The sequence below is a fragment of the Clostridium sp. JN-9 genome (assembly GCF_004103695.1).
Lineage (GTDB): Bacteria > Bacillota > Clostridia > Clostridiales > Clostridiaceae > JN-9.
The window spans coordinates 2,357,020-2,379,266 of record NZ_CP035280.1 but is presented as its reverse complement, the minus strand read 5'-3'; the positions used below and the strand labels follow the sequence as shown (position 1 = coordinate 2,379,266).

General features: G+C 32.6%; 21 protein-coding genes. 13 read left to right on the top strand and 8 right to left on the bottom strand.

The features are described 5' to 3' along the window. The first annotated feature begins 23 nt into the window (after positions 1-23). Positions 24-1,049, top strand: coding sequence for a hypothetical protein (locus tag EQM05_RS11345; protein WP_128750136.1), 1,026 nt, complete (start codon positions 24-26; stop codon positions 1,047-1,049). Between the two features lie 223 nt (positions 1,050-1,272). Here EQM05_RS11345 and EQM05_RS11340 read toward each other — a convergent pair whose 3' ends face one another. Beyond that, the gene (locus tag EQM05_RS11340; protein WP_128748030.1) at positions 1,273-2,745 is read right to left on the bottom strand and encodes an IS66 family transposase; all 1,473 of its coding nucleotides are present in this window, start codon (positions 2,743-2,745) and stop codon (positions 1,273-1,275) included. Between the two features lie 258 nt (positions 2,746-3,003). Between EQM05_RS11340 and EQM05_RS11335 the strand changes: the two genes are divergently transcribed. Continuing rightward, on the top strand, positions 3,004-6,423 hold the full coding sequence (locus EQM05_RS11335) for a 5'-nucleotidase C-terminal domain-containing protein (RefSeq protein WP_128750135.1): 3,420 nt from the start codon (positions 3,004-3,006) through the stop codon (positions 6,421-6,423). A gap of 294 nt (positions 6,424-6,717) precedes the next feature. Here the strand turns inward: EQM05_RS11335 and EQM05_RS11330 are convergent, their stop codons facing one another. The 3 genes from EQM05_RS11330 to EQM05_RS11320 are packed head-to-tail and all read right to left on the bottom strand — an operon-like array spanning position 6,718 to position 7,618. Then, a complete protein-coding gene (locus EQM05_RS11330) occupies positions 6,718-7,083 on the bottom strand; it encodes a hypothetical protein (RefSeq protein ID WP_128750134.1) in 366 nt (121 codons plus the stop codon). A gap of 3 nt (positions 7,084-7,086) precedes the next feature. Next, positions 7,087-7,407, bottom strand: a complete 321-nt coding sequence (locus EQM05_RS11325; protein WP_128750133.1) for a hypothetical protein — start codon at positions 7,405-7,407, stop codon at positions 7,087-7,089. 34 nt (positions 7,408-7,441) lie between these two features. Beyond that, the gene (locus EQM05_RS11320) at positions 7,442-7,618 is read right to left on the bottom strand and encodes a transposase (RefSeq protein ID WP_128750132.1); all 177 of its coding nucleotides are present in this window, start codon (positions 7,616-7,618) and stop codon (positions 7,442-7,444) included. 581 nt (positions 7,619-8,199) lie between these two features. On the opposite strand from EQM05_RS11320, the gene EQM05_RS11315 reads away from it, so the two are divergent. Together EQM05_RS11315 and trmB are read left to right on the top strand one after the other, a co-directional pair. After that, positions 8,200-8,853, top strand: a complete 654-nt coding sequence (locus tag EQM05_RS11315; RefSeq protein WP_128750131.1) for a site-2 protease family protein — start codon at positions 8,200-8,202, stop codon at positions 8,851-8,853. 48 nt (positions 8,854-8,901) lie between these two features. Next, positions 8,902-9,540, top strand: coding sequence for a tRNA (guanosine(46)-N7)-methyltransferase TrmB (trmB, locus tag EQM05_RS11310; protein WP_128750130.1), 639 nt, complete (start codon positions 8,902-8,904; stop codon positions 9,538-9,540). 96 nt (positions 9,541-9,636) lie between these two features. On the opposite strand, the gene tpx is transcribed toward trmB, so the two are convergent. Both tpx and EQM05_RS11300 read right to left on the bottom strand, forming a co-directional pair. Continuing rightward, positions 9,637-10,149 (bottom strand): thiol peroxidase, encoded by a 513-nt coding sequence (tpx, locus tag EQM05_RS11305; protein ID WP_205694137.1) that lies wholly within the window; start codon positions 10,147-10,149, stop codon positions 9,637-9,639. A gap of 98 nt (positions 10,150-10,247) precedes the next feature. Further along, entirely contained in the window at positions 10,248-11,132 is an 885-nt protein-coding gene (locus EQM05_RS11300; protein ID WP_128750128.1) for a phosphatidylglycerol lysyltransferase domain-containing protein, read from the bottom strand. A gap of 155 nt (positions 11,133-11,287) precedes the next feature. Between EQM05_RS11300 and EQM05_RS11295 the strand changes: the two genes are divergently transcribed. Together EQM05_RS11295 and EQM05_RS11290 are read left to right on the top strand one after the other, a co-directional pair. Then, positions 11,288-12,031 (top strand): SDR family oxidoreductase, encoded by a 744-nt coding sequence (locus EQM05_RS11295; protein ID WP_128750127.1) that lies wholly within the window; start codon positions 11,288-11,290, stop codon positions 12,029-12,031. A gap of 88 nt (positions 12,032-12,119) precedes the next feature. Continuing rightward, on the top strand, positions 12,120-12,989 hold the full coding sequence (locus tag EQM05_RS11290) for a response regulator (RefSeq protein ID WP_128750126.1): 870 nt from the start codon (positions 12,120-12,122) through the stop codon (positions 12,987-12,989). 239 nt (positions 12,990-13,228) lie between these two features. Here the strand turns inward: EQM05_RS11290 and EQM05_RS11285 are convergent, their stop codons facing one another. Beyond that, positions 13,229-14,071 (bottom strand): YitT family protein, encoded by an 843-nt coding sequence (locus tag EQM05_RS11285; RefSeq protein ID WP_128751108.1) that lies wholly within the window; start codon positions 14,069-14,071, stop codon positions 13,229-13,231. 152 nt (positions 14,072-14,223) lie between these two features. On the opposite strand from EQM05_RS11285, the gene EQM05_RS11280 reads away from it, so the two are divergent. After that, positions 14,224-14,934 (top strand): lysophospholipid acyltransferase family protein, encoded by a 711-nt coding sequence (locus tag EQM05_RS11280; RefSeq protein WP_128750125.1) that lies wholly within the window; start codon positions 14,224-14,226, stop codon positions 14,932-14,934. 141 nt (positions 14,935-15,075) lie between these two features. Here EQM05_RS11280 and EQM05_RS11275 read toward each other — a convergent pair whose 3' ends face one another. Further along, complete coding sequence (locus tag EQM05_RS11275) at positions 15,076-15,405, bottom strand: hypothetical protein (protein WP_128750124.1); 330 nt, start codon at positions 15,403-15,405, stop codon at positions 15,076-15,078. Positions 15,406-15,541: 136 nt separating this feature from the next. Between EQM05_RS11275 and EQM05_RS11270 the strand changes: the two genes are divergently transcribed. From EQM05_RS11270 to EQM05_RS16230, 6 genes are all read left to right on the top strand, one after another. Continuing rightward, positions 15,542-15,937 carry an HNH endonuclease signature motif containing protein gene (locus EQM05_RS11270; RefSeq protein WP_128750123.1) on the top strand — a complete coding sequence of 132 codons (396 nt, stop codon included), beginning with the start codon at positions 15,542-15,544 and terminating at the stop codon, positions 15,935-15,937. Positions 15,938-15,956: 19 nt separating this feature from the next. After that, complete coding sequence (locus EQM05_RS11265) at positions 15,957-17,276, top strand: replication-associated recombination protein A (protein ID WP_128750122.1); 1,320 nt, start codon at positions 15,957-15,959, stop codon at positions 17,274-17,276. Positions 17,277-17,349: 73 nt separating this feature from the next. Beyond that, entirely contained in the window at positions 17,350-17,946 is a 597-nt protein-coding gene (locus EQM05_RS11260; protein WP_128750121.1) for a GGDEF domain-containing protein, read from the top strand. A gap of 109 nt (positions 17,947-18,055) precedes the next feature. Further along, positions 18,056-19,387 carry an FMN-binding glutamate synthase family protein gene (locus EQM05_RS11255; protein WP_128750120.1) on the top strand — a complete coding sequence of 444 codons (1,332 nt, stop codon included), beginning with the start codon at positions 18,056-18,058 and terminating at the stop codon, positions 19,385-19,387. Positions 19,388-19,552: 165 nt separating this feature from the next. Then, on the top strand, positions 19,553-20,731 hold the full coding sequence (rpsA, locus tag EQM05_RS11250; RefSeq protein ID WP_128750119.1) for a 30S ribosomal protein S1: 1,179 nt from the start codon (positions 19,553-19,555) through the stop codon (positions 20,729-20,731). A gap of 222 nt (positions 20,732-20,953) precedes the next feature. After that, complete coding sequence (locus EQM05_RS16230) at positions 20,954-22,207, top strand: transposase (protein WP_128749244.1); 1,254 nt, start codon at positions 20,954-20,956, stop codon at positions 22,205-22,207. Positions 22,208-22,247 lie beyond the last annotated feature (40 nt).

Genomic DNA, 22,247 nt, shown 5'->3' with positions numbered 1-22,247 from the left:
TATCCTAATAGGGAGAGTGGAACATGAAAGTTTTCAGGAGAATATTAGTCTGGGTATCCATATCGCTGGCATTACAGTTTGCAGGATTGATTTATGTGAATAACTATTTATTGGCATCCCAGTCTAAAATTAAAATACAGAAGGTGGAGAAAACCGACAAAAATGTTAAAGATGCTATAATAAGCATACCTGCCAATGCAAAAAATGCACAGGTGTCTTTTGATGCTAAATATCTGGCTTATTACGATAATGACAGCTTAAAAGTTGTTAATACTAAAACAGGAAAAGTTAATAATGTAGATTTTAATGATGGAGTTAAAGTGTCTTATTTCAAGTGGCTTCCGGACAGAAACAGAATGCTCATTGGTGAGAAACATTCAACAAGTAATGGCAACAGTTTTAAGCTTTCCTATTACGATGTGGATAAGGATGTTAAGGAGCAGATTAAAGATCTGGCCTGGGCGGATAAAAATGCAGAGGTTGTGGATATACAGGCTTCACCTTTAACAAATGTAATATACGTTAAGGTGGCACTGGGAGGCAAAAGAAGCAGCATTTACTGGATAAACATTATGAAGGAAATGAAAAAAGTTGACACCAATGCTTATGTAATTGGAAAAATAAATTTATTACCACATAAGGATAAACTTCTATATGAGGATTTAACACATAAAAGAGTATATGTAACAGGAAACAGCCATCAGATAACCATTCCGGGAGTAAGCGACACATGCTTAATAGGTGTTGATGATGAGGATAAGGTATATATAGGTCAGCTGGAGGATAATAAGGTAACAAAGGTTTATTACGGAGACCTTTCTGAAAATACTTCCTCATGGAAAAGCGAAAATATGACAGAACCGGCTAACCAAAGTGATATATATATATCACCTAATGGCAAAATACATGTAAATGATAATCTGCGCGGTGTGGTCACTGAATTAGGCTCAGGCAAAGAAACGAATTATAATGGAAACTTTATGCAGATGTATACAGACGGAGTAATATCAACCAGTGGTGGAAAACTGCAGAAACAGTTGTTTAATTAGAACACTATAAGTGCAATTTAAGAATTCCTTAAATAGGAGTTCTTTTTTATTACAAAATTATTATTTATAGTGAAAAATTAACTGAAAGTAACTATTCAGTTACCCTAAAAAGTATATAAAAAAGCACCTTACTTTCAAATTCTTATGCATCTGACAGTAAGGTGTTAATATTAATTTTAGGTTCACCAAAAAGAGGTACTTCGTTCCTTTTTAAGCGGAGCTTTTACGTCAAAGTTGGATCAAATTGATTCACTGTAAATGTTGATTTTATGCAATCCAAGGCATTTTTGCCTTGTTTTCTTACAGTAGATACATATCCACGGATTCTAGTAAAAGCGTTAGCTCCAGCAGAACTTCTAAAGGTGCCTGAAATCTTTTGCTTAACTTTAGCCATACGTAAATCACGTTCTGCTAAGTTATTATCAAAAGGTATATCAAAGTCATACATGAAAGCAAGTATTTGTTCCTTATAGCCATTTAATCTATTGAGTAAATTAAGACTGGCACTTTTCTTTACCTTCTTTTTAGAATATAATTCAATGTTTTTAGCATAGTCTTCGTCAATGCCAGCTTTAAGTATTTTATCATACTTAGATTCAAAATCCTGAATTTTATCTAAAGGTAAAGCATTTTGTTTGTTATTAGCTAAATCTACTTCTTTTTTTATATCTAACAATAGATTTTTCATTGGCTTTGCCCAGTTTTGACCTTGTAATTCAGTTATACCATTAAGTTCTCTTAATATATGAGCATTACATAGAGCATGATTGCAGTTAGTATACTTAAAATAAGTTTTAAAACCATCATGGACTGCCGTCCCAGTAAAGTTTGGAAGTATTGTAATATCATCAATAGCCTTTTTACCACGCTTTTCATGGCATTCATAATATGTAAGATTTTTATTAGAAGCAACATGAAGCCACTGGCGTTTTTTATCTATATAAATACCAGTTTCATCAAAATGAACTGCTCCTGTAGATGAGGTAAGGCTATTTCTAATCCTATTTGTTATAGCTTGTAAATTATCATGACAGTCTTGATTGAAGGTTACCATACTACCTTGACTTAAATGATGGTTAAATAAATCCTCAATGAGTTCAACAGCACGTTTATACGGAATCAACTGATATTGAGTTAAGTAAACAGCTATCGCTTTTAGGCGTTCTCCATATTGAACTGTATTCTTTATTTCTTCTGGGAAAGCAGCTGTATTTTTACTTTTACAATGAGGACATATTTTAACTTCTGCTCTATGCTCTACAATTTTAACTTTTACATCTGGTATATCTATAATTTGACGAACAATATATCTTTCAGGAGGTACATCCTTTAGGGATGCTCCGCATTCAGTACAGAATTCAACATTGTGAATTTCAATTTCATCAGGAGTATCATGTAAACACAATGTTGTTCCCTCATGACCCCTTTGACCGCCAGGTTTTTTACCTGATTTTGTTCTTAAACTTTTAGTCTTCTTTTTAAAGCCATCTGACGATGGAGGTTTACTGCTATTACTACTGTTTTTGTTGACTTGGCTTTCTAATGATTTTACACGCTCGTTTAGAGCCTTATTCTCTTTAGAAAGTGTTTCTACTTGAGATTGTAGTTCTTTAATTTGATTTGATAATTCTTTAATAACACCTATAACCTGAGATACACCTTGATTGTAAATCTCGATGATTTGGCCTTCACTCACGATGTGTCACCACCTTATCATTAGTTTTTGCAAGACAGGCTTTATGATACCAAAAAATAATGATAAATGGAAGGCTTTTTTTCAATAAATTAATAATAACAGTAAATTTAAATTATTTTAATAGCTGAATAGTTACAACTGAAAACTGATTTACAAATAAAAGAAGTGTAGGTATAATTTATATTACAGTACATAATTATGCAACAATAATTACAAATAAAATTGTGCTGCTAAATTATAATTTTAGGAGGGGGTACTTTGTTTAAGTCTTTGAAATTTAAGAAACTGACAGCTCTGGTTACTACATTTCTTTTAACTTTCAGTTTTATTACGCCCATTAATGTAAGTGCTGATACTTCAAAGGTATTTGATCTCATTGAAATTACAGACTTCCATGGAGCTTTGATGGACTCCAGTAATAATCCAGTTGCAGGGGTTTTAGCTAAGAATATAAATGACATCAAGGCTTCCAATCCAAACAGAACCCTTGTAATAGGCGGAGGAGACTTATATCAGGGGTCGCCAGTTTCAAATGTTTTATTTGGAGTTCCTGTTCAAAAGGTTATGAGCAGCATTGGAATGGAAGCTACTGCACTTGGAAATCATGAATTTGACTGGACATTAGACAAAATAATAAATACTACAATGAAAGATGCTTCTTATTCTATAATATGTTCCAATGTTTATAAAAAATCTGATGGAACCAGGGCATTTGACCCATATAAAATTATAACAAAAGATGGTGTAAGAATAGCTTTAGTTGGTGCCATATCTACAGAAACACCATCAATAGTGCTTCCTGCAAATGTAGAGAATTATAAATTTACAGATCCTGCTGCAGAAATAAATGCAGCTGCAAAGGATATTAAAGACAATAATAAAGCTGATGTTATTATTGCAGTTATTCACGAAGGAAGCAACTATGATTTAACAACAGGTCCTGTATTTGATATAGCTGATAAACTTGTAAATGTTAATGCTGTATTAGGCGGACATTCACACACAAAGGTACAAGCTACAGCTGCCAATGGAATTCCCGTAGTAATTGCTAACAACGCAGGAAAGGGATTTATAGATTTAAAGATGTCTGTAGATTCATCAAATAAGGTAAGTTTTCTCAATACATCATCAAGCTACACAGCTATAGATACAACAGCTGCAAACGGCTACAAAGCTGCAAATCCCGTTACTGATGCTGGTGTTATGGCTATAGTTAAAGCTGCCAATGATGAAATAGGACCAGTGTTTAATGTGAAAATAGGAACAGCAGACAAAAACCTTACAAGAACACAGCATGGAACACCTTATGGAGAATCTTATCTTGGAAACTGGACCACAGATGTAATAAGGCAAAATGCAAAAGCAGATGTGGCATTCCAGAATAATGGCGGCATAAGAATAGATATCCCAGCAGGAGATATTACTGTAGGCACCATATATTATATGATACCTTTTGACAATACTGTAGTTACTGTTAATATGAATAAAGCTCAGCTGACCAAAGCTCTTGAGCAGGCATTTGCAGAAGGCGGTAAAGGGATTCAAATGTCTGGAATTAAAGTTAAATATGATATGTCCAAGCCATCCGGAAGCAGAGTGGTAAGCCTGACAAGGTCAGACGGTACAGCTATATCTGATACAGAAACCTTGAAGGTGGCAACAAATGACTTCGTTGGAACAGGTGGAGATGGATTTGCTGAATTCATAGACCCCGCAGTGAAGTCATCATTTACAGACAGTCATGTTTTAGTAAGAGACATTCTTATAGACAATGTAAAGGCAAACAGCGGCATAATAACTACTATGGACAGTAGAATTGAAAACAGCGTTAAATATATTTCTATTATTGGTACATCAGATGTACATGGAAATGTATATCCAATAGATTACAACACAGGGAAACCTTATAATCAGGGCCTTGCAAAGGTATCAACCTATGTAAACAGTGTTAGAAAATCAAATTCCAATACTATGCTTGTGGATTCAGGAGATACTATTCAGGGAACACCATTATCCTATTATTTTGACAAGATAGATACAACTTCAGAGTATCCATTAATGAAGGTTATGGGAGCTATGGGCTATGATACATGGACTCTTGGAAACCATGAATTCAATTATGGACTGGATGTTTTAAACAGAGTTATTAAAGATGCAAAGACTGAGGGAATAGCTGTTTTATCAGCTAATACCTATAATACAACAGATAACACCAACTTTGTAAAGCCATATATAGTTAAATCATTTAATATCAACGGAAAAACAATAAAAGTTGGTATACTAGGATTAACTACAAAATGTATTCCAAACTGGGAGAATACTTCTAATTACAGTGGATTAAAATTTAATGATTTGGTAGAAGAGGCTAATAAGTGGGTGCCAATTTTAAAGAATACTGAAAAAGCTGATATAGTTGTAGCTACAATCCACAGTGGAGAAGAAGGCGCTACAGACACAATTCCAGAAAATCAGATTAAATCAGTGGCACAAAATGTAAATGGAATTGATGCTATAATAGCTGGACATGCACATTCACTTTTTGCTCAGCATAATTATAAAAATCCAAGCGGTAAAAATGTTGTTGTAACTGAACCAGGGAAATGGGCTCAGAATGTTTCACAGATTGATATAGCTGTAAATGCTGATGGAACCATTGGAACAATAGCTTCAAAAACTGTACCTATGGACAGCACCATAGCAGCAGATCAGGCTATTCTTAATTTAGCACAGCCCTATGAAGATGCTACTTTAAAATATACACAAACTATACTTGGACAATCTACTGGAGAATTTACAGGTGCAAATCAGACTATAAAACCTACAGCCATAATGGACTTAATAAATAAAGTTCAAATGCAGGGTGCAGGTACTCAATTGTCTATTGCTGCTCCTTTAAGCTCATCAGCATATATTCCAAAGGGCAATGTGACTATACAGGATATTATGAGTGTATATGTATTTGAAAACTTCCTATATGGTGTAAAGATGACAGGAGCTCAGTTAAAGGCATGGATGGAATGGTCAGTAAGATATTATAAGCAGGTTTCAAACAGCAGTGATGCTATAGTTAAGGACCCTGTATTAAACATTCCTGATTATAATCTGGATCAATTGTATGGAGCTACCTATGATGTTGATTTGACCAAACCTGCATGTACAGTGGATTCCACAGGCAAGGTTATATCTGGAGACAGAATTGTTAACTTAAAGGTAAATGGAAAACTTGTTAAAGATACTGATGTGTTTACAGTGGCTATAAATAACTATAGATTTAACGGCGGAGGAGGATTTATGAAGGCAGCAGGGTTACAAAACGGAGATCCTTCAATTGTTGTTTTTGATTCAGCTAAGTCTTTAGGAGACGACGGACAGGTTAGAAATATGATGTTCAAATACATTCAGGACAATAAGACTATTTCACCTACAGTTGCTGATAACTGGAAGCTTTCAACTACTGCAGTGACAAAAGAAGAACAAACACCAGCTGCAGATGGTAATAGCACAAATACTACTGGTAATGGCACAAGCATTACCACCAATACTAAAGGTAATCTGCCTAAGACAGGATCCATGGTAGACATGAACATGCTAATAGACATAGGTGCAGCAGCAGCTATTCTTGGAGCAGTATTCATAATCTGGGACAGAGAAGAGAAGAAAAAGAAGAAAACAGCCTAATGATAAATAACAAAGATTAAAGATTAAAGATTAAATAATGAGGTTTTTCTTTCAGAAAAACTTAGAATTTTAGGACTTGTAAATTCTGAACCAGATGATGTTGATATTAATTAATGATAAAAGTAAATATTAATTATATAAAAGGGGCTGTCGCATTAGCAGTTAAAACTGCTGATGCAAGGCTCATTTTTTATTGAAGGCTGAAACTTCTGTTCTTTAATCTTTCCTGCTTTAGATATATGGCTCTTTTATTAAATAGTGTTGATAAAGTAACAAGTTCCCGTTAGGGACAGGCTAATTAAAACATATTTTAGCATTTCTCATATTTGTATATGTATTTTCAATATTAATTTTACTTATTGCTTCTATAAATTTATTTATTGCAAATGAGATATTATTAAAATTAGAACTCTTTAAGAATTTGAATAAGCTCAGATAATTATTTAAATACTTTGTTGCTACTCCTCTAAAACGGTACATCCATTCCATGCAGTCACATCTATATTTTACTGCTTCAGAGCTATTATCAAGATATTTATTGATCTCCCTTATTTTCTTTCTCTTAAAGAACATGGCAAAAAAGCTTTTCGGTCTTGAGATTACATGTTTATTTTTATTTAATATTTTTCCAATATGATTTTCCATATCCATTGCATTCATACGTCATGTGCCCACTGCCCTGGAATAAATATTTTTATGTGAATCCAGTGCCGTAATAACGCAGACTTTACTATTGCTGATATTAATGTAACTTACGCTTTGATCATGAACTCTCTTTTCATCATGTTCAATGCCTTTCCGTCCCCTCCGGGAGAATTTTAAGAAGAAGTTCTCAAGTTCAAAATTTCCCTGCATTTTATTTTGTTTAACCATTTTCAAGGCAGAAAGCAGCTTATGCCTCCAGTAAAATAGTGTTACATAAGAAACGCCAATTTCTCTAGCTGCCGCAAAACTAAAGATTAAATAACAAATAACAAATAACAAATAATGTAGATTTTCTGCTTTGGCAGAAAATCTGCTAATTTATAATGGTTATGGGTAATACTAAAAAAGAATTTCTAATTTGATGTACAATGCAGTTTTGAATAGTTGCTTTTGAAAAAGAAACCTTCAATGTTTTCGGCAATCCATTTACGTTCTTTATTTTAATTGGCTGCCTGCCGGCATAGGATTTTTGCAAATCTTTTTTTATCATCTAATAAAACTATAATTGAAACCATTTTTAGTTATTAAAACCTATAATCCACTTAATCAATTGAGTTTTTGGTTTTTCTGCAAAGAAAAACTACCTTATTTAATCTTTGTTCTTTAATCTTTGTTCTTTTGATGAAGTCCTATTCACATCAACATTATTATTTAAAAGAGCCATAGGTGTCTATAGAAAGTAAATATCTAAACACCGTAGCAGTCCCAAAAATCTTTGAGGATTGGATATTTTGTGACAGCCACGGTGAAGATATTTATTACTTTCTATATAGTTAACAGTATCGGAGAGGAATAGAGCTACACCAAAAAAATTAAAAATAAATACCAAAATATATTGCATGTAAGTTAATTAGTGCGACAGCCCCTTTCTTATATTTAGCATCATCCTTGGTTCTCAAAACTTATGATTCACTCGATCAATTGAATTTTAAGATTTTCTGCCAAAGCAGAAAATCTACATTATTTGTTCTTTATTCTTTAATCTTTATTCTTTCTTTTTAAAGGTTGGTTTGGTATAATTATAGATACTTATAATTTCACTGAATTAATAGTAAATGAGTAAATGAAGGGATGATTTTTTTGACTCTACAAGCCATATTGGGAAAAATTTTAATAATTCCGGCAATATTAATTGCCTTTACAGTTCATGAATATGCTCATGCTTATGTAGCTGACAGACTGGGAGACAAGACTCCTAAATTTCAGGGAAGACTTACCTTAAACCCCTTTGCACATATAGACCCTGTTGGATTTTTAATGATCATACTGGTTGGATTTGGCTGGGCAAAGCCAATTGAGACAAATCCATCAGCATACAAAAGGGGATATAAGGATGACATAAAGGTGTCAGCAGCAGGAGTTATAGGCAATTTAATTGCAGCTGTAGTATTTGCATTTGTTACAGTTCTGCTTTATAAAATTGGATTAGCTTCACCTTACAATGGCAGTAATTTACAATGGGTAGTTTGGAATATTTTTGACGGCATTGTTCAAATTAACTGTATGCTGGTTATTTTCAATCTTATACCTATACCTGGTCTTGATGGATTCCATATTTTAAGGGATTTGTATCCAAAGGCATTTTATAAAATTTCAGGATTTATGTATCAGTATCAATTAATTATTTTAATAGTATTTGTAGTGTTTTTTGCAGGATATATAGTTAGAATACCTACTAGAATGCTTTATAGTGCTATAATGCATCTGGCAGTTACAATAATATAGCATAAAGAGGTTCAATAATAAATCCATAAACACAGGAGGAGGACAATTGTGAGGCTTAGAAAAAAGTGGTGGGCAAGACCAGAGCTTGATGCAAGTAAGCTGGTTATAAACAGGGCTGAGGATTATAAAGGAAAATGGAATGAAATTTTTAATAACAATAATGATATTTATCTGGAATTAGGCTGCGGAAGAGGAAAGTTCATAACAGAAAATGCTTTAAATAATCATGATATAAATTTTATAGGAATTGATTTAAAGGATGAAGTAATAATATATGCCTTAAAAAAGCTTCAGCAGGCTGAAACTGAAAATGTAAGACTTGTGACTATGAATATAGCACAGATTGCTGAAATATTTGATGAAAATGAAATTTCAAGGATATATATTAATTTCTGCAATCCATGGCCTAAATTAAGGCATAATAAAAGAAGACTTACCCATAGTAAGTTTCTTACAGAATATAAAAAGTTTATTAAACCAAATACTGAAATATGGTTTAAAACAGATGATGCAGGACTATTCATGGATTCACAGGAGTACTTTAAGGAAAGCGGCTTCAAAATTCAGTATATAACATATGATCTGCATAATAGCGGTTTTAAGGAAAACATTGAAACAGAGTATGAAGAAAAGTTCCAAAGCATGGGAATGAAAACAATGTTTTTAATTGCCAAATTAAACAGCTGATATATAAATTTAAATTAATTTTTATATGAAAATAAGGAGCTGCATCATAAGAAGTTTTAAACTTCCCATGATGCAGCTCTTAAACAATAGTATGCTTTATTTTGCTTTTTTTGCAGCTTCTAATATTTCATCATAATTTGGATAATTTGTAACTTCTTTTAAATAATCCACATATACGACTTTATTATTACTGTCAATAACAAATGCTGCTCTTGTTAATAATCCAAGCTCTTCAATATATGTGCCATAGTTTTTACCAACTATTCTATCCTTAAAATCTGATAATGTTATAACATTTTTTATACCATGAGCACCGCACCATCTGGATTGAGCAAAAGGTAAATCCATTGATATTGTGTAAATTGTAACATTATTTAATTCAGTAGCTTTTTCATTAAATGTTCTGGTTTCCAGATCGCATACTGGTGTATCAAGTGAAGGAACTGTTAATAAAATTTTTACTCCTTTATTGCTGCTGAATTTCACAGGCTGCATGGATTTATCTAAGGCAGTAAAATCTGGAGCTGTGTCTCCAGCTTTTACCTCATTTCCAACTAAAGTAACAGGACTGTTATTAAAATTTACTTTCACAATTATCTCTCCTAACATTTATTATTATTTGATATCAATTATCCCTTGAACTAATAATAACACTATAGAAATTTAAATGCAATGATAATTGTAAAAAAAGTTTACACTTTTAAAAATTAAGATACTATAAACTTTTTTTCTAATTTTAAAGGCTGATAACTTTCCTTTGCCTGCCTTAGTCCATCCAGTCCTAAGTCCTGTTCCCTGTTAATTAAAGGAACATCACTGTAGTAATTCTGCACAAAAGTTCTGTTTATAAAGTTATACAAGCCATTTATTTCAGGATTTGCCTTTTCTATATGGATAATGGCCATTTCGTCATTCATTTTTTCTCCAATGGTAAAGCCCTGGATAACATCATCCACCAGCACTACCATGCCTTCAAAATCAAGTTTTGAGCCATTTTTTAATATTTCTTCAATAGCCTGCAGCTCATAAAGAAGATATCCTGTGCAGTGTTTAATTCTGCACCATCTTTTAGAGGCTTCTATGCATGCAGGAACTAAATCCTTAGTGAGAGCCTCTGTTTCATATTCATAGTTTTTTACAAAGTAATTATAATGATTCTTTTTCTTGTGAAGAATCTTACCTGATAAACTAATAAGCTTTTCACTGCTGTATACATAATCAAAATTATCTCTGTCCTCAGTAATTTGAAAATCCATATTTTTAAGGGTTTTAAGTTCCTGAACAAAATCTTCTTCAGTATCTTTAAATAAATACATCATATCATGTTCTGATCTATACTCCTTTAGGGAATTTATGATACACTCCAGATTATCCTTTGTATAACCTAATGGCTGCATAAAATGTTCTTTACCATTGAAATCCTTCTTTTTTATTATTAAACAATTGTCCATTAATGCATACTCAATGGAACAGGCTTCCCTCCAGATAAATAAATTAGTAAATGAATATTCACAGGTTTTAAAATTATAAGGTTTTAAAAATTTTTCAAATAATGCCTTATCACCTAGCTGTAGTTTTTGAAATTTAATCATATGAAAACACCTCGTAGAAAGTTAAAGTTAATTAACAATTATTATCTATTAATTATACCATATTTTATTAAAGTTCAACAAGTGTATGGAACTTTGATTTTAAGCATTCAAAGATATATAATCAAATAGATAAAATATGAAAGAGGTTATATATTATGAGTAGTTTAAGCGGGAAATGTGCTATTGTAACAGGAGCATCAAGGGGCATAGGCAGAAGCATAGCTTTAAAGCTTGCAGAGGAAGGAGCCTATATAGTAATTAATTATAACAGTGATGTACAGTCTGCAGAGGAAACTTTGAATATAATCAAAAAAAACCACGGTTATGGTGAAATTTACAAAGCAGATGTAAGCAATTATAATCAGGTACAAGGTATGATTAAGTTTGCCATAGATACATATGGGAAGGTGGATATACTTGTAAACAATGCAGGTATTTCAAAGGTAGGCTTATTTTTAGACTTTAATGAGAAGCAGTGGGACAGTCTTATAAATGTGAATATAAAGGGAGTATTTAACTGCTGCCATGCTGTTATTCCAAATATGATACATAATAAAAAGGGAGTTATCATAAACATGTCATCCATGTGGGGAAATTCAGGAGCCTCCTGTGAAGCTGTATATTCAGCTACAAAGGGTGCCGTAAATTCCTTTACAAAAGCTCTTGCCAAGGAGCTGGGGCCATCCAATATAAGAGTTAATGCAATTTCACCAGGAGTCATAAACACAAGAATGAATAAATGGCTTACAGAAGAAGAAAAAAGTGATCTGCTGGATTCCATACCTCTTATGAAATTTGGTGAGGCCTGTGATGTTGCAAACTTAGCAGCATTTTTAGCACAGGATGACTCAGGTTATATAACTGGACAAATTATTACAATAGATGGCGGATTTATATAAATTTACTATCCTAATGACAAAATAATGAATTGGTGGTATAATTTGAATTAAATAAAGATAATATTAAATAATTTAACTAAGGTGAACTATGAGCGTATTAATTTTAGATGATAAGGCCTATGTAAGATATAGAATAAGAGATCTACTGGAAAGTAAACGTATTGAAGCTTTTGATACTGCAAATTCCATTGATTTTTTTAATATTCTTGCAGAAAAAAAAGATGAAATTGAAGTAATAATATTGGAAGTTGGATTGAACAAAGAAGATGGATTTGAAATAATTAAAAAAATAAAAAGTAAAGACATCAATATTCCAATAATGATAGTTACTTCACTTAATACCAGAAATGATTTTATAAAAGGTATTAAAGCTGGTGCTGTAGAATATATTTTGAAGCCCTTTGACAATAAGTTTTTTCTTGAAAGGGTAGAAAGTTTAATTACAAGATACAAACCAGCAGAAAAGAAAGAAGAAAAGGTGGAGGAAAAACCTAAACCTAAGACAAATAATATTAAGACAGTAATGGAAAAAATGCCATCTGATTTTAATAATTATCTGGAAAAACAAATTGAAATTGCAAAGGCACAGAATACGGAAGTTTCGGTATTTATGCTGAATTTGGCAAGGACAGGTACAGGAAGAGCAAAGGTTGAATTAAAAGAAACTTATTTTTTATTATCTGATCACCTGTTTGTCAAACTTAAAAGTTTATTTGATAAAGATCAGCTATTTGTTAAATATGGTATTTTCAGTTTTCTTGGAGTACTGCCTAATTTCAATGAAAGTCAGACCAGGTTTTTGTTAAACTCCATGCAAAAGGAATTTAATATGCTGAAAGCCCGTGACAGCAAGTATGCAAATTATAAACTAAATGTGGCTTTTGTCTCATTTCCACATGATGGACAAACTAATATTGAAATTATTAATAATCTTGTTTTAAAAATGAAATCAATCTAATTCAGAACTTTTACAGTTAAGAGTTGTAAGTGTTAAGTTCAAAGTTATGGATGATTTTTCTCCGTTACACTGCGTAAAATCTTTAATTTATATAAGTTTAGCCAGGTTTTGCTTCAGCAAAACGAGCCTAAAAAATAAATTAGTTTTCTGACGTAAGGAGGAAAACTCACCTTAACTCTCAACTCTTAACTTTTAACTCTTAACTCTTAGCTGTAGAAGCTGTAGAAGCTCTTAACTTTCTAAAATAAGCTGGAGTAGAATCCTTTGCCTTCAACTTCTGAAACATCCAAAATGGAAATAAATGATTTTTCATCAATTTCGCGTACTATCTGTTTAAGTGAAGGCAGCTGTGCCAATGAAACTACACAGTAAAGTATTTTTTTGTTATGACCAGTATAGGCGCCTTCTCCATATAGAAAAGTAACACCTCTTTTTAATTTATCCATTAAAGCCTTGCTTACCTCACTTTCTTTACTTGTTATAATTAAAATCATCTTTCTTCTATTAAGACCATTAATTACTTTGTCCATAACAAAAGATGTCATGTACATGGATACAAGGGTGTAAAGTGCCACGGCAAGTCCAAAAAACACAGCTCCAACGGCTACAATTATTAAATTGAAGGCAAATGAAATGGTGCCTATATTAAAATCTTCACGTTTTAATTTTATTAAGGCTGAAACAATATCAAGGCCTCCTGTAGAACCATGATTGCTGAATACTATTCCAAGGCCTATACCATTGATTATTCCTCCATATAAGCATAGCAGAAGTGTATCATTTAAGTGGATATACTGCTTTAATGGTGAAGTGATTATAAGGAATAAGGATATGGATAAGGTACCTACTAAGGTTAAAAATGAAAAACGCTTATTAATTTTAAAATAACTTACAAAAAGCAGTGGAATATTTATAATAAGTACCGTATATCCTGCTGGTATCTTTAACAGGTACTGAAGAATCAAGGAAATACCGGATACGCCGCCGCTTAGCAAATTAGCATTTACAATAAAAACATTAATTCCAATTGCTGATATAAAGCTTCCAAGAATGATAAATAATACATTTTTATAGTACTTCATAAAATATGAATTTATCTTTTCCAAATTTTATTCCTCCTGTAACAAATAGATTTGTCATTGATTTGAATATACATAAATATTACAATATAATTATTAAATAAACAATATATTAATTTTAAATAAATTGGAGCTTTTATTAAGGGGGAGTCGCCATGAGATCAATCATTAAATACATAGGTTTCGGAATATATATGCTGCTAAGTATGTTTAAGAGAAGCAAGCTGGAGAAACTTAAAGATCAGGGGAAGGAAGAAGAAGCAAAACAGTATCTGTATTTTAAAGTCAGAGACTGGGCTAAGGCCATTTTAAAAAGTGTTGGAGCTGAAGTTGAGATAAAAGGAAAAGAAAACATTCCTAAGGAAGCATGTTTATTTGTGTCAAATCATCAGGGAGCACTGGATATACCTATAATTCTGGCAAATTCTGATAGGACTATTGGATTTATTGCAAAGAAAGAGCTGTTAAAATATAAATTTCTGTCTTACTGGTGTAAAGAAATGAACTGTGTTTTTATGGATAGAGAGAACATAAGAGAGGCAGTAAAGTCTATAGACCAGGGCGTTGAGTACTTAAAAAACGGCAGCAGTCTTTTAATTTTTCCTGAAGGCACAAGAAGTAAAGGACCTAAAGTTGGAGAATTTAAAAAGGGAAGCATAAAATTAGGATTGAAAGCAGGAAAACCAATAGTCCCAGTTACAATTTCAGGATCATATCTTTTGAGGGAAGCAAATTCGGGCTGGAAGTTTAAAAGGGGAAAAGTTAAGTTAACTTATGGAAAAGCAATTGATCCAACTACTTTGGATAGAAAACAGCAGAGAGAATTAACAGATAAAATCAGAGAGACAATAATAGAAAACCTTTAAAATAAAGACTTAAAATAAAGATTAAAGATTAAAGAATAAAGAACAAATAATGTTGTTTTGCCTTTGGGCAAAACTTAAATTTAAAGATTTTCAGCCTTGGCTGAAAATCTACATTATTTAATCTTTGGCCTTTAATCTTTGTTATTTGTAACTGCAGCAGTGATTGCTGCAGTTACTTTGGCAGCTGCTGTTACCTATTGGGGTGCATTTTATCATAAATGTATTGTTCTCATATTTAAGCCAGATGCTGCTAAAGGCCTTGGATACACTGTCATCATATTTAATCTGCAGATCTTTGAATTTTACTAAGGGTTCATGCTCTCCAATTTCATCAAGGAAAACATCAACTTTGGATCTGCTGCAGCATATTTTTGATAATTTTAATGCAACACAGTTATATTCAGTATGAGAACTTAGTAATTTCATAAGCTCCTCATAGGCGGAATTATCTATATTTATAAAGCTGTCCATCTAATCACTCCTTATATTATCTGATATTATAATAGTTTTATATAAATGTCTATACTTAATATGCCAGTGAGAGTTAAAATAAATTGTGCTATAATAAAAATAAAATATGAATTTATAAATTTGGGAGGTAACCTTATTGCTAAAGTGTGAAGTTTGTGGAAAGGCAGCAGATAAGCATCATATAGTTTATAGAAGTCAGGGTGGAGTTGACTATGAGCTGAATTTTAAATATTTATGCTCAGAGCATCACAGAGGAAAAAACGGGCCTCACAAAGACAGAAACCTGGATTTACAATATAAATTAGAATTGCAGTCAAAGCTTAAGCAGCTTCTAAATAATGAATATTATTCTATTGATGAATTAGTACAGATTTTAAAGATTAATAAGGGCATGATGAAAAAACTACTAAAGAATTTCAAATTATATAAAGAAGGCTATAAATCCAAAGATGTTATATTCAGATTGATGGGATGCAAGGAATACAGTGAGGAAATGCAATATGAATTTTGTGATTTCATAGCCAATTTTTAATAAAAGACAGGTGATTTTTGTGGACTTATTTGATATACAAAGACAAAAATCCTTAAAACAAAATGCTCCATTAGCTGAAAGACTTAAACCAAGGAAAATGGAGGAGTTTGTTGGGCAGGAGCATATACTGGGACCTGGTAAATTACTGTTTAGGGCAATAAAAGCAGACAGAATTACATCTTTGATTTTATATGGACCTCCTGGAACGGGGAAAACCAGTCTGGCTAAAATAATTGCCAATACCACTAAATCTAATTTTGTACAGTTAAATGCAGTGACCTGCGGAGTCAAAGAAATTAGAGAAGTGGTTTTGGAAGCTAAGAATAACCTGGGAATGTATAATAAAAAGACAATTCTTTTTTTAGATGAGATTCACAGATTTAACAAAGCCCAGCAGGATGGGCTTCTTCCATATGTTGAAAACGGAACCATTGTATTAATAGGCGCAACTACGGAAAATCCATATTTTGAAGTGAACAGGGCGCTTATTTCAAGATCCATGGTTTTTGAGCTTAATCCGCTTACACCTGAGCATATAGGCAGAATAATAGACAGAGCTGTAAGTGATAAGGAGCAGGGCCTTGGAAATCTGAATATACAATTGCACCAGGATGGAAAAGATTTTTTATGCAGTATGGCAAATGGAGATGCAAGAAAGGCTTTGAACGCTTTGGAGCTGGCAGTACTCACCACAGATAGAAATGAAAGTACTGGTAAAATAGAAATTACACTTCAGGTTTTAGAGGAATGTGTTCAAAAAAAGGCTGTGAACTATGATAAGGACGGGGATAACCATTATGATACTGCTTCTGCCTTTATAAAAAGCATGAGAGGATCTGATGCAGATGCAGCACTGCATTATCTTGCCAGAATGATTCATGGCGGGGAGGACCCTGTGTTTATAGCAAGAAGAATAGTTATTGCAGCTTCAGAAGACGTTGGCAATGCAGACCCAATGGCAATTGTAGTTGCAAACAGTGCAGCACAGGCTGTTCAATTTATTGGAATGCCAGAGGCTAGGATTATTTTGGCTCAGGCTGCAGTTTATGTGGCTTGTGCACCAAAAAGTAATGCTTCTTATATTGGTATAGATGAGGCCCTTAATGATATTGATAACGCTGATATAGGAACTGTGCCAATGCATTTAAGGGATAAGCATTATAGTGGTGCACAGAATCTGCAGCATGGAGATGGATATATTTATCCTCATGATTATAAAAATCACTATGTAAAGCAGCAGTATCTTCCTGATACATTAAAGGAGAAAACTTATTATAGGCCAAGTGACAATGGCTATGAGGCTAAAATAAAGCAGTGGCTTAAAAAAATAAAAGGGTGATACACTAATTTTAAAATTTATGTTTATGTCTTTATGATTTGTGATAAAATGGTAATATATATTATTGAATATTATGGGTGGTATTATGGGTTACGATGAAAATGATAAAGAGACTTTAATTAATTTATTAAAAACTAAAGATAATATTATTAGTGAGCTAAAGAATAAAATAGATGAACTCACATATTTTGCTGATTTTGATTGCATGACAGGAGTATACAACAGGAGATATGGCTTGAAATTGCTACACAATTTTATTGAAACATCCAGGCATGAGGAAAAAATTCATACTACTGTAAGCTTTATTGATGTGGACAAGCTTAAAAGGGTAAACGATAACTATGGACATGATGAGGGTGACAAACTGCTTATTGTAATCAGTGATGTTCTTAAAAAGAGTGTGAGAAAAGATGACATTGTTTTCAGGCTGGGAGGGGACGAATTTATTATTATTTTCCCTCATACTTCATTAAAACAGGCTAAGAAAATTGAGAAGAGAATATGGGATAATATTGAAGAAGTTAACAATAGCAATAAGTTTAAATTCAAGCTGCAGATAAGCAGCGGCTTCTGTGAATTCAGCAGCAGCGATGCTAATTCTATAGAAGAGTTAATAAAAAAGGCTGACAGCAATATGTACAAGCAAAAAAATGAAAGGGCGTTCCTATAATAAAGTATATCCTCTATAAATAATTTACTTATGTTTGCTAATAATAAGGGTAATATAATGCACACATTAATTGCATTGTAAATCATAAGTGAATATTAGGAGGAAAAATATGTTTGAAAACCTGATAAAGTCCATTACAGATGAGAATTCTGATAAGATGCTGGAAAAGATATTGACAGAAAACTATGATAAAAATTTATTTGTTTTAGTTACAGCAGCTCAAAAATTTACACTTAGAGCTATAATTGAAGCATCAATTCGAGGGGAAACAGGGAAACCATTGTCAAGAACCTATGGCAGTCCTAATGTACAATCACCCTGGAAGAAAATATTCTTAAATCCAACTCAGCTTTTTAAACTCCCCACAAAGGATACAAACACAATTAAAACAGATGTAGTTATTGGAAAAAACTGCGGCAGACCACTTAATTTAAAAATGCCTGTAATTATAACAGGTATGTCTTATGGGGGATCTTTAAGCATGAAGATTAAAGAAGCTTTAGCTGCTGCTGCAACCAATGCAGGCACTGCAACAAATACAGGTGAGGCACCATTAAATGACATAGAAAGAAAAGCTGCAGCAAGGCTTATAGGTCAGTACAACAGGTATCATAAATTAATGAATCCTGAGGAATTAAGTAAATTAGATGCTATAGAAATACAGCTTGGACAAGGAGCCTGGGGAGGAGCAGTACCTACGCAAAATACCAATATAAACACTGATGAACAGATGAGAAGCATCTGGAATCTGGATGAAGGAGAAGTACCAAAAAGGGAATCAAGATTTAACAACATAAATAATTCATCAGATATTGTTAATCTGGTTAACGATTTAAAAAATAAATATGACATTCCAGTAGGCATAAAGATTGCAGGTACACATTTTATAGAAAAGGAACTGGATGTGGTAATTAAAACTAATGCAGACTTTATAACAATTGATGGAGCAGAAGGAGGAACTGCAGGAGCGCCTCCTACACTGGAGGATGACTTAGGACTTCCAACTCTTTATTCCATATCCAGGGCTGATAAATATTTAACAAGTCATAATGTTAGAGAAAAATACGATATTATAGCTGCTGGAGGACTTAAAACACCTGGTGACTTTTTAAAGGCAATGGCACTTGGCGCAAATGCTGTGTATATAGGCTCTATTGCAGTTATTGCAGCTCTGCAGAGTCAGACAACAAAGGTAACACCATTTGAAACGACTTCACAATTGTTTTTATATGGTGCAGATCATGCTGATGACTTTAATGTTGAAAAGGGAACAGCTACTCTTACTAATTTTTTAAATTCATGTAATGAAGAAATGAAGCTGGCACTTACAGCTATGGGAAAACAAAGTATTACTGATTTGAAGCTTCAGGACCTGGTAGCAGTAGATAAGCAGCTGGCAGAAGCATTAGGCATAGGATATGCAGGAGAACCTGGCTATTAAAATGCAATATTCAAAATAAGAAAGTTGTATTTGCACTTTCTTATTTTTTTAATGCATGTTTTTATTGTGTAATTTTAAGCTTTGTTATAAAATAATGTTGGCTATTATTTCTAAATATATATAATTTATAAGTGTATGGATAAAAACGTGAGGAGGATGTATTAAATGCCAGATAATAATCAGGACATGTCAATGAATGAAATCATGGATGCTATTGATGCTTCAATGCATAGAATAAGCACAGGAGATTTAGTTAATGGTAAAATAATATCAGTATCTGAAAGCGAGCTGCTGGTAAACATAGGCTATATGGCTGATGGAGTTGTACCAAGAAGTGAAATTACAAATGATGAGAACATTAATTTAAGAGAAATATTTAAGCCGGATGAAGAAATAAAACTCTGTGTGCTTGAAATAAACAATGGAGAAGGAAATGTACTGCTTTCAAAAAAAGAAGCAGACAAAATAAAGGTTTGGGACGATTTAGAAAGTGCATTTAAAAATGGAGATACAGTAAAGGTTACAGTGAAGGAAGCTGTTAAAGGCGGTGCTGTGGCATATTATAATGGAGTTAGAATATTCATTCCAATATCACAGCTTTCTCTAAGAAGAGTGGAAGATGCAAATGAATTTAAGGATAAGGAATTATCAGTTAAAATTATAGAATTTGATAAAAATAATGAAAACGTAGTTGTTTCTGCAAAGGAAATTGAAAAGGCAGAGGCAGCAGAGAAACGTGAACAGCTCCTAAAAAGCATAACAAAAGGAGAAAAAAGAGAAGGAACTGTAACAAAACTTGTTAAATTTGGAGCCTTTGTTGATTTAGGCGGGGCAGAAGGTTTAATTCATATTTCAGAATTATCCTGGAAGAGAGTAAATAAGCCTTCTGAAGTAGTATCTGTAGGTGACAAGGTTTCTGTTTATGTTTTGGATGTGGATAAGGAAAAAGGCAGAATTTCTCTGGCACTAAAGGATGTTAAGGATGATCCATGGAATGACATTTTTTCAAAATATCAAGTTAATTCAATTGTTCAGGGTAAAGTAACAAAATTCATAAAGGTAGGTGCTTTTGTAGAATTAGAGCCTGGTCTTGATGGACTGGTACATATTTCAGAAATAAGTGAAGAAAGGGTAACAAACCCAGCTGATAAGCTTACAATTGGAGATACAGTGAAGGTTAAAATACTAGATATAAATGAAAAAGAAAAGAGAATCAGTCTTAGTATAAAGGATGCTGCAGATAAGCCTGTGGAAGACTATTCAAAATTTCAGAAAAGTGATAATTCATCTGTAACTTTGGGAGATGTGTTTAAGGATAAATTTAAAAACTTTAAATTTGAATAAAATATAATGAGGGACGGTTTAATAAGCTGATCCCTTTTTTAACAGAAGTTTAGCACCTAAAAAAGTTTTAGGGCGCAGCCCGCTGATTTATATTGATTTGCTAGTATTTAATAAAAACATTGTAAAATCCGATTTCTACTGGAAATTATAAAAAAAATTTGCATAATAAAAGCATCCTTTTTATAATAGTTTTGCACAACACAATAGAAAGGATGCCTTAAGATGAATAAAAGTTATTTAAAACAAATGCTCACCTATATTAATAAAGTATACGATATAGGTGAAAAAATCAATACCTTAGAGGATAAAAAGATAAAATCTCTAGTAAAAATTTCAACAATCACCTTTGTAGTTTTGTTTGGATTTATGCTTCAAATAAGAAGTTTCAACAGGTTAGAGCATTGGCTTAAAAAAGGTAAATTTAAAAAAGTATTACCTAAAAACACTAAAATGATTCACATTGATGCCGTTAGGCGCTGCTTAAGTGATTTTGATTTGAATGGTTTGAAAAATATTCATGATAGTATAATTAGAACTACGATAAAAAATAAGATATTTAGAAATGGTACCATAGATGGCTTAAAGGTAGTTGCTGTAGATGGTGTAGAATTATTTGAAAGTGCTAAAAAATTTTGTGACAAATGTCTTTCACGAAAGAATAAGGATGGCACTACTCGTCATTTCCACAGATCTGTAGTTTGTATTACCGTAGGTTCGGATCCCCATGTTATTTTAGGACAAGAAATGCTTGAACCTAAGAAAGATAGTTCGAATAAAGATGAAGGTGAAATCACCGGAGGTATAAGATTAATAAAAAAATTATATCGTAAATATCACCATTTTGCCGATATTATAGTAGCTGATGCTTTATATTGTAAATCTACTTGGATAAAAGAAGTCCTTTCAATAGGAATGAATGCAGTAGTAAGAGTTAAAGATGAGCGTCTTCTCATTGTAAAGGATGCATTAGCTCTATTTAAGCGCCGTGAGGCTGATAAGAAATGGATTGTAAAGCAGGGAAGTAAAGACTATACCAAAATTAAAGCTTGGGATGAAGATAATTTTGAAATATCAGATCCGACTATCAAAGTTAGATTTATAAGGTTTATAGAAGAAATTCATACTGGAGATAAGGTAGAAATTAAAGAAGGCTGGATTATAACAACAGACAAATTTGCCTCAGTAGAAACCTTGTGGAAGATAATGCACAAGAGGTGGGATATAGAAAATAATGCCTTTCATCAGCTTAAAACAGAATGGCATTTAGATCATTGCTTTCTTCATAGCCCTACGGGCGTAGAGACAGTACTGATGTTTATAATTATAGCGTTTAATCTGATGCAGTTATATTTTTTTAGATGTATCAGAGGTTTTAGAAAGAAACGGATGCTTCAAATAGATATTATTGAAGATATAAAAGATGAAAGATTTACTATAGATGACAACTGGAATAATCCAATATTTAAAAAGACTTAATATAAAAATAAAATTGGAAATCGATTATTAAAATTTCTTA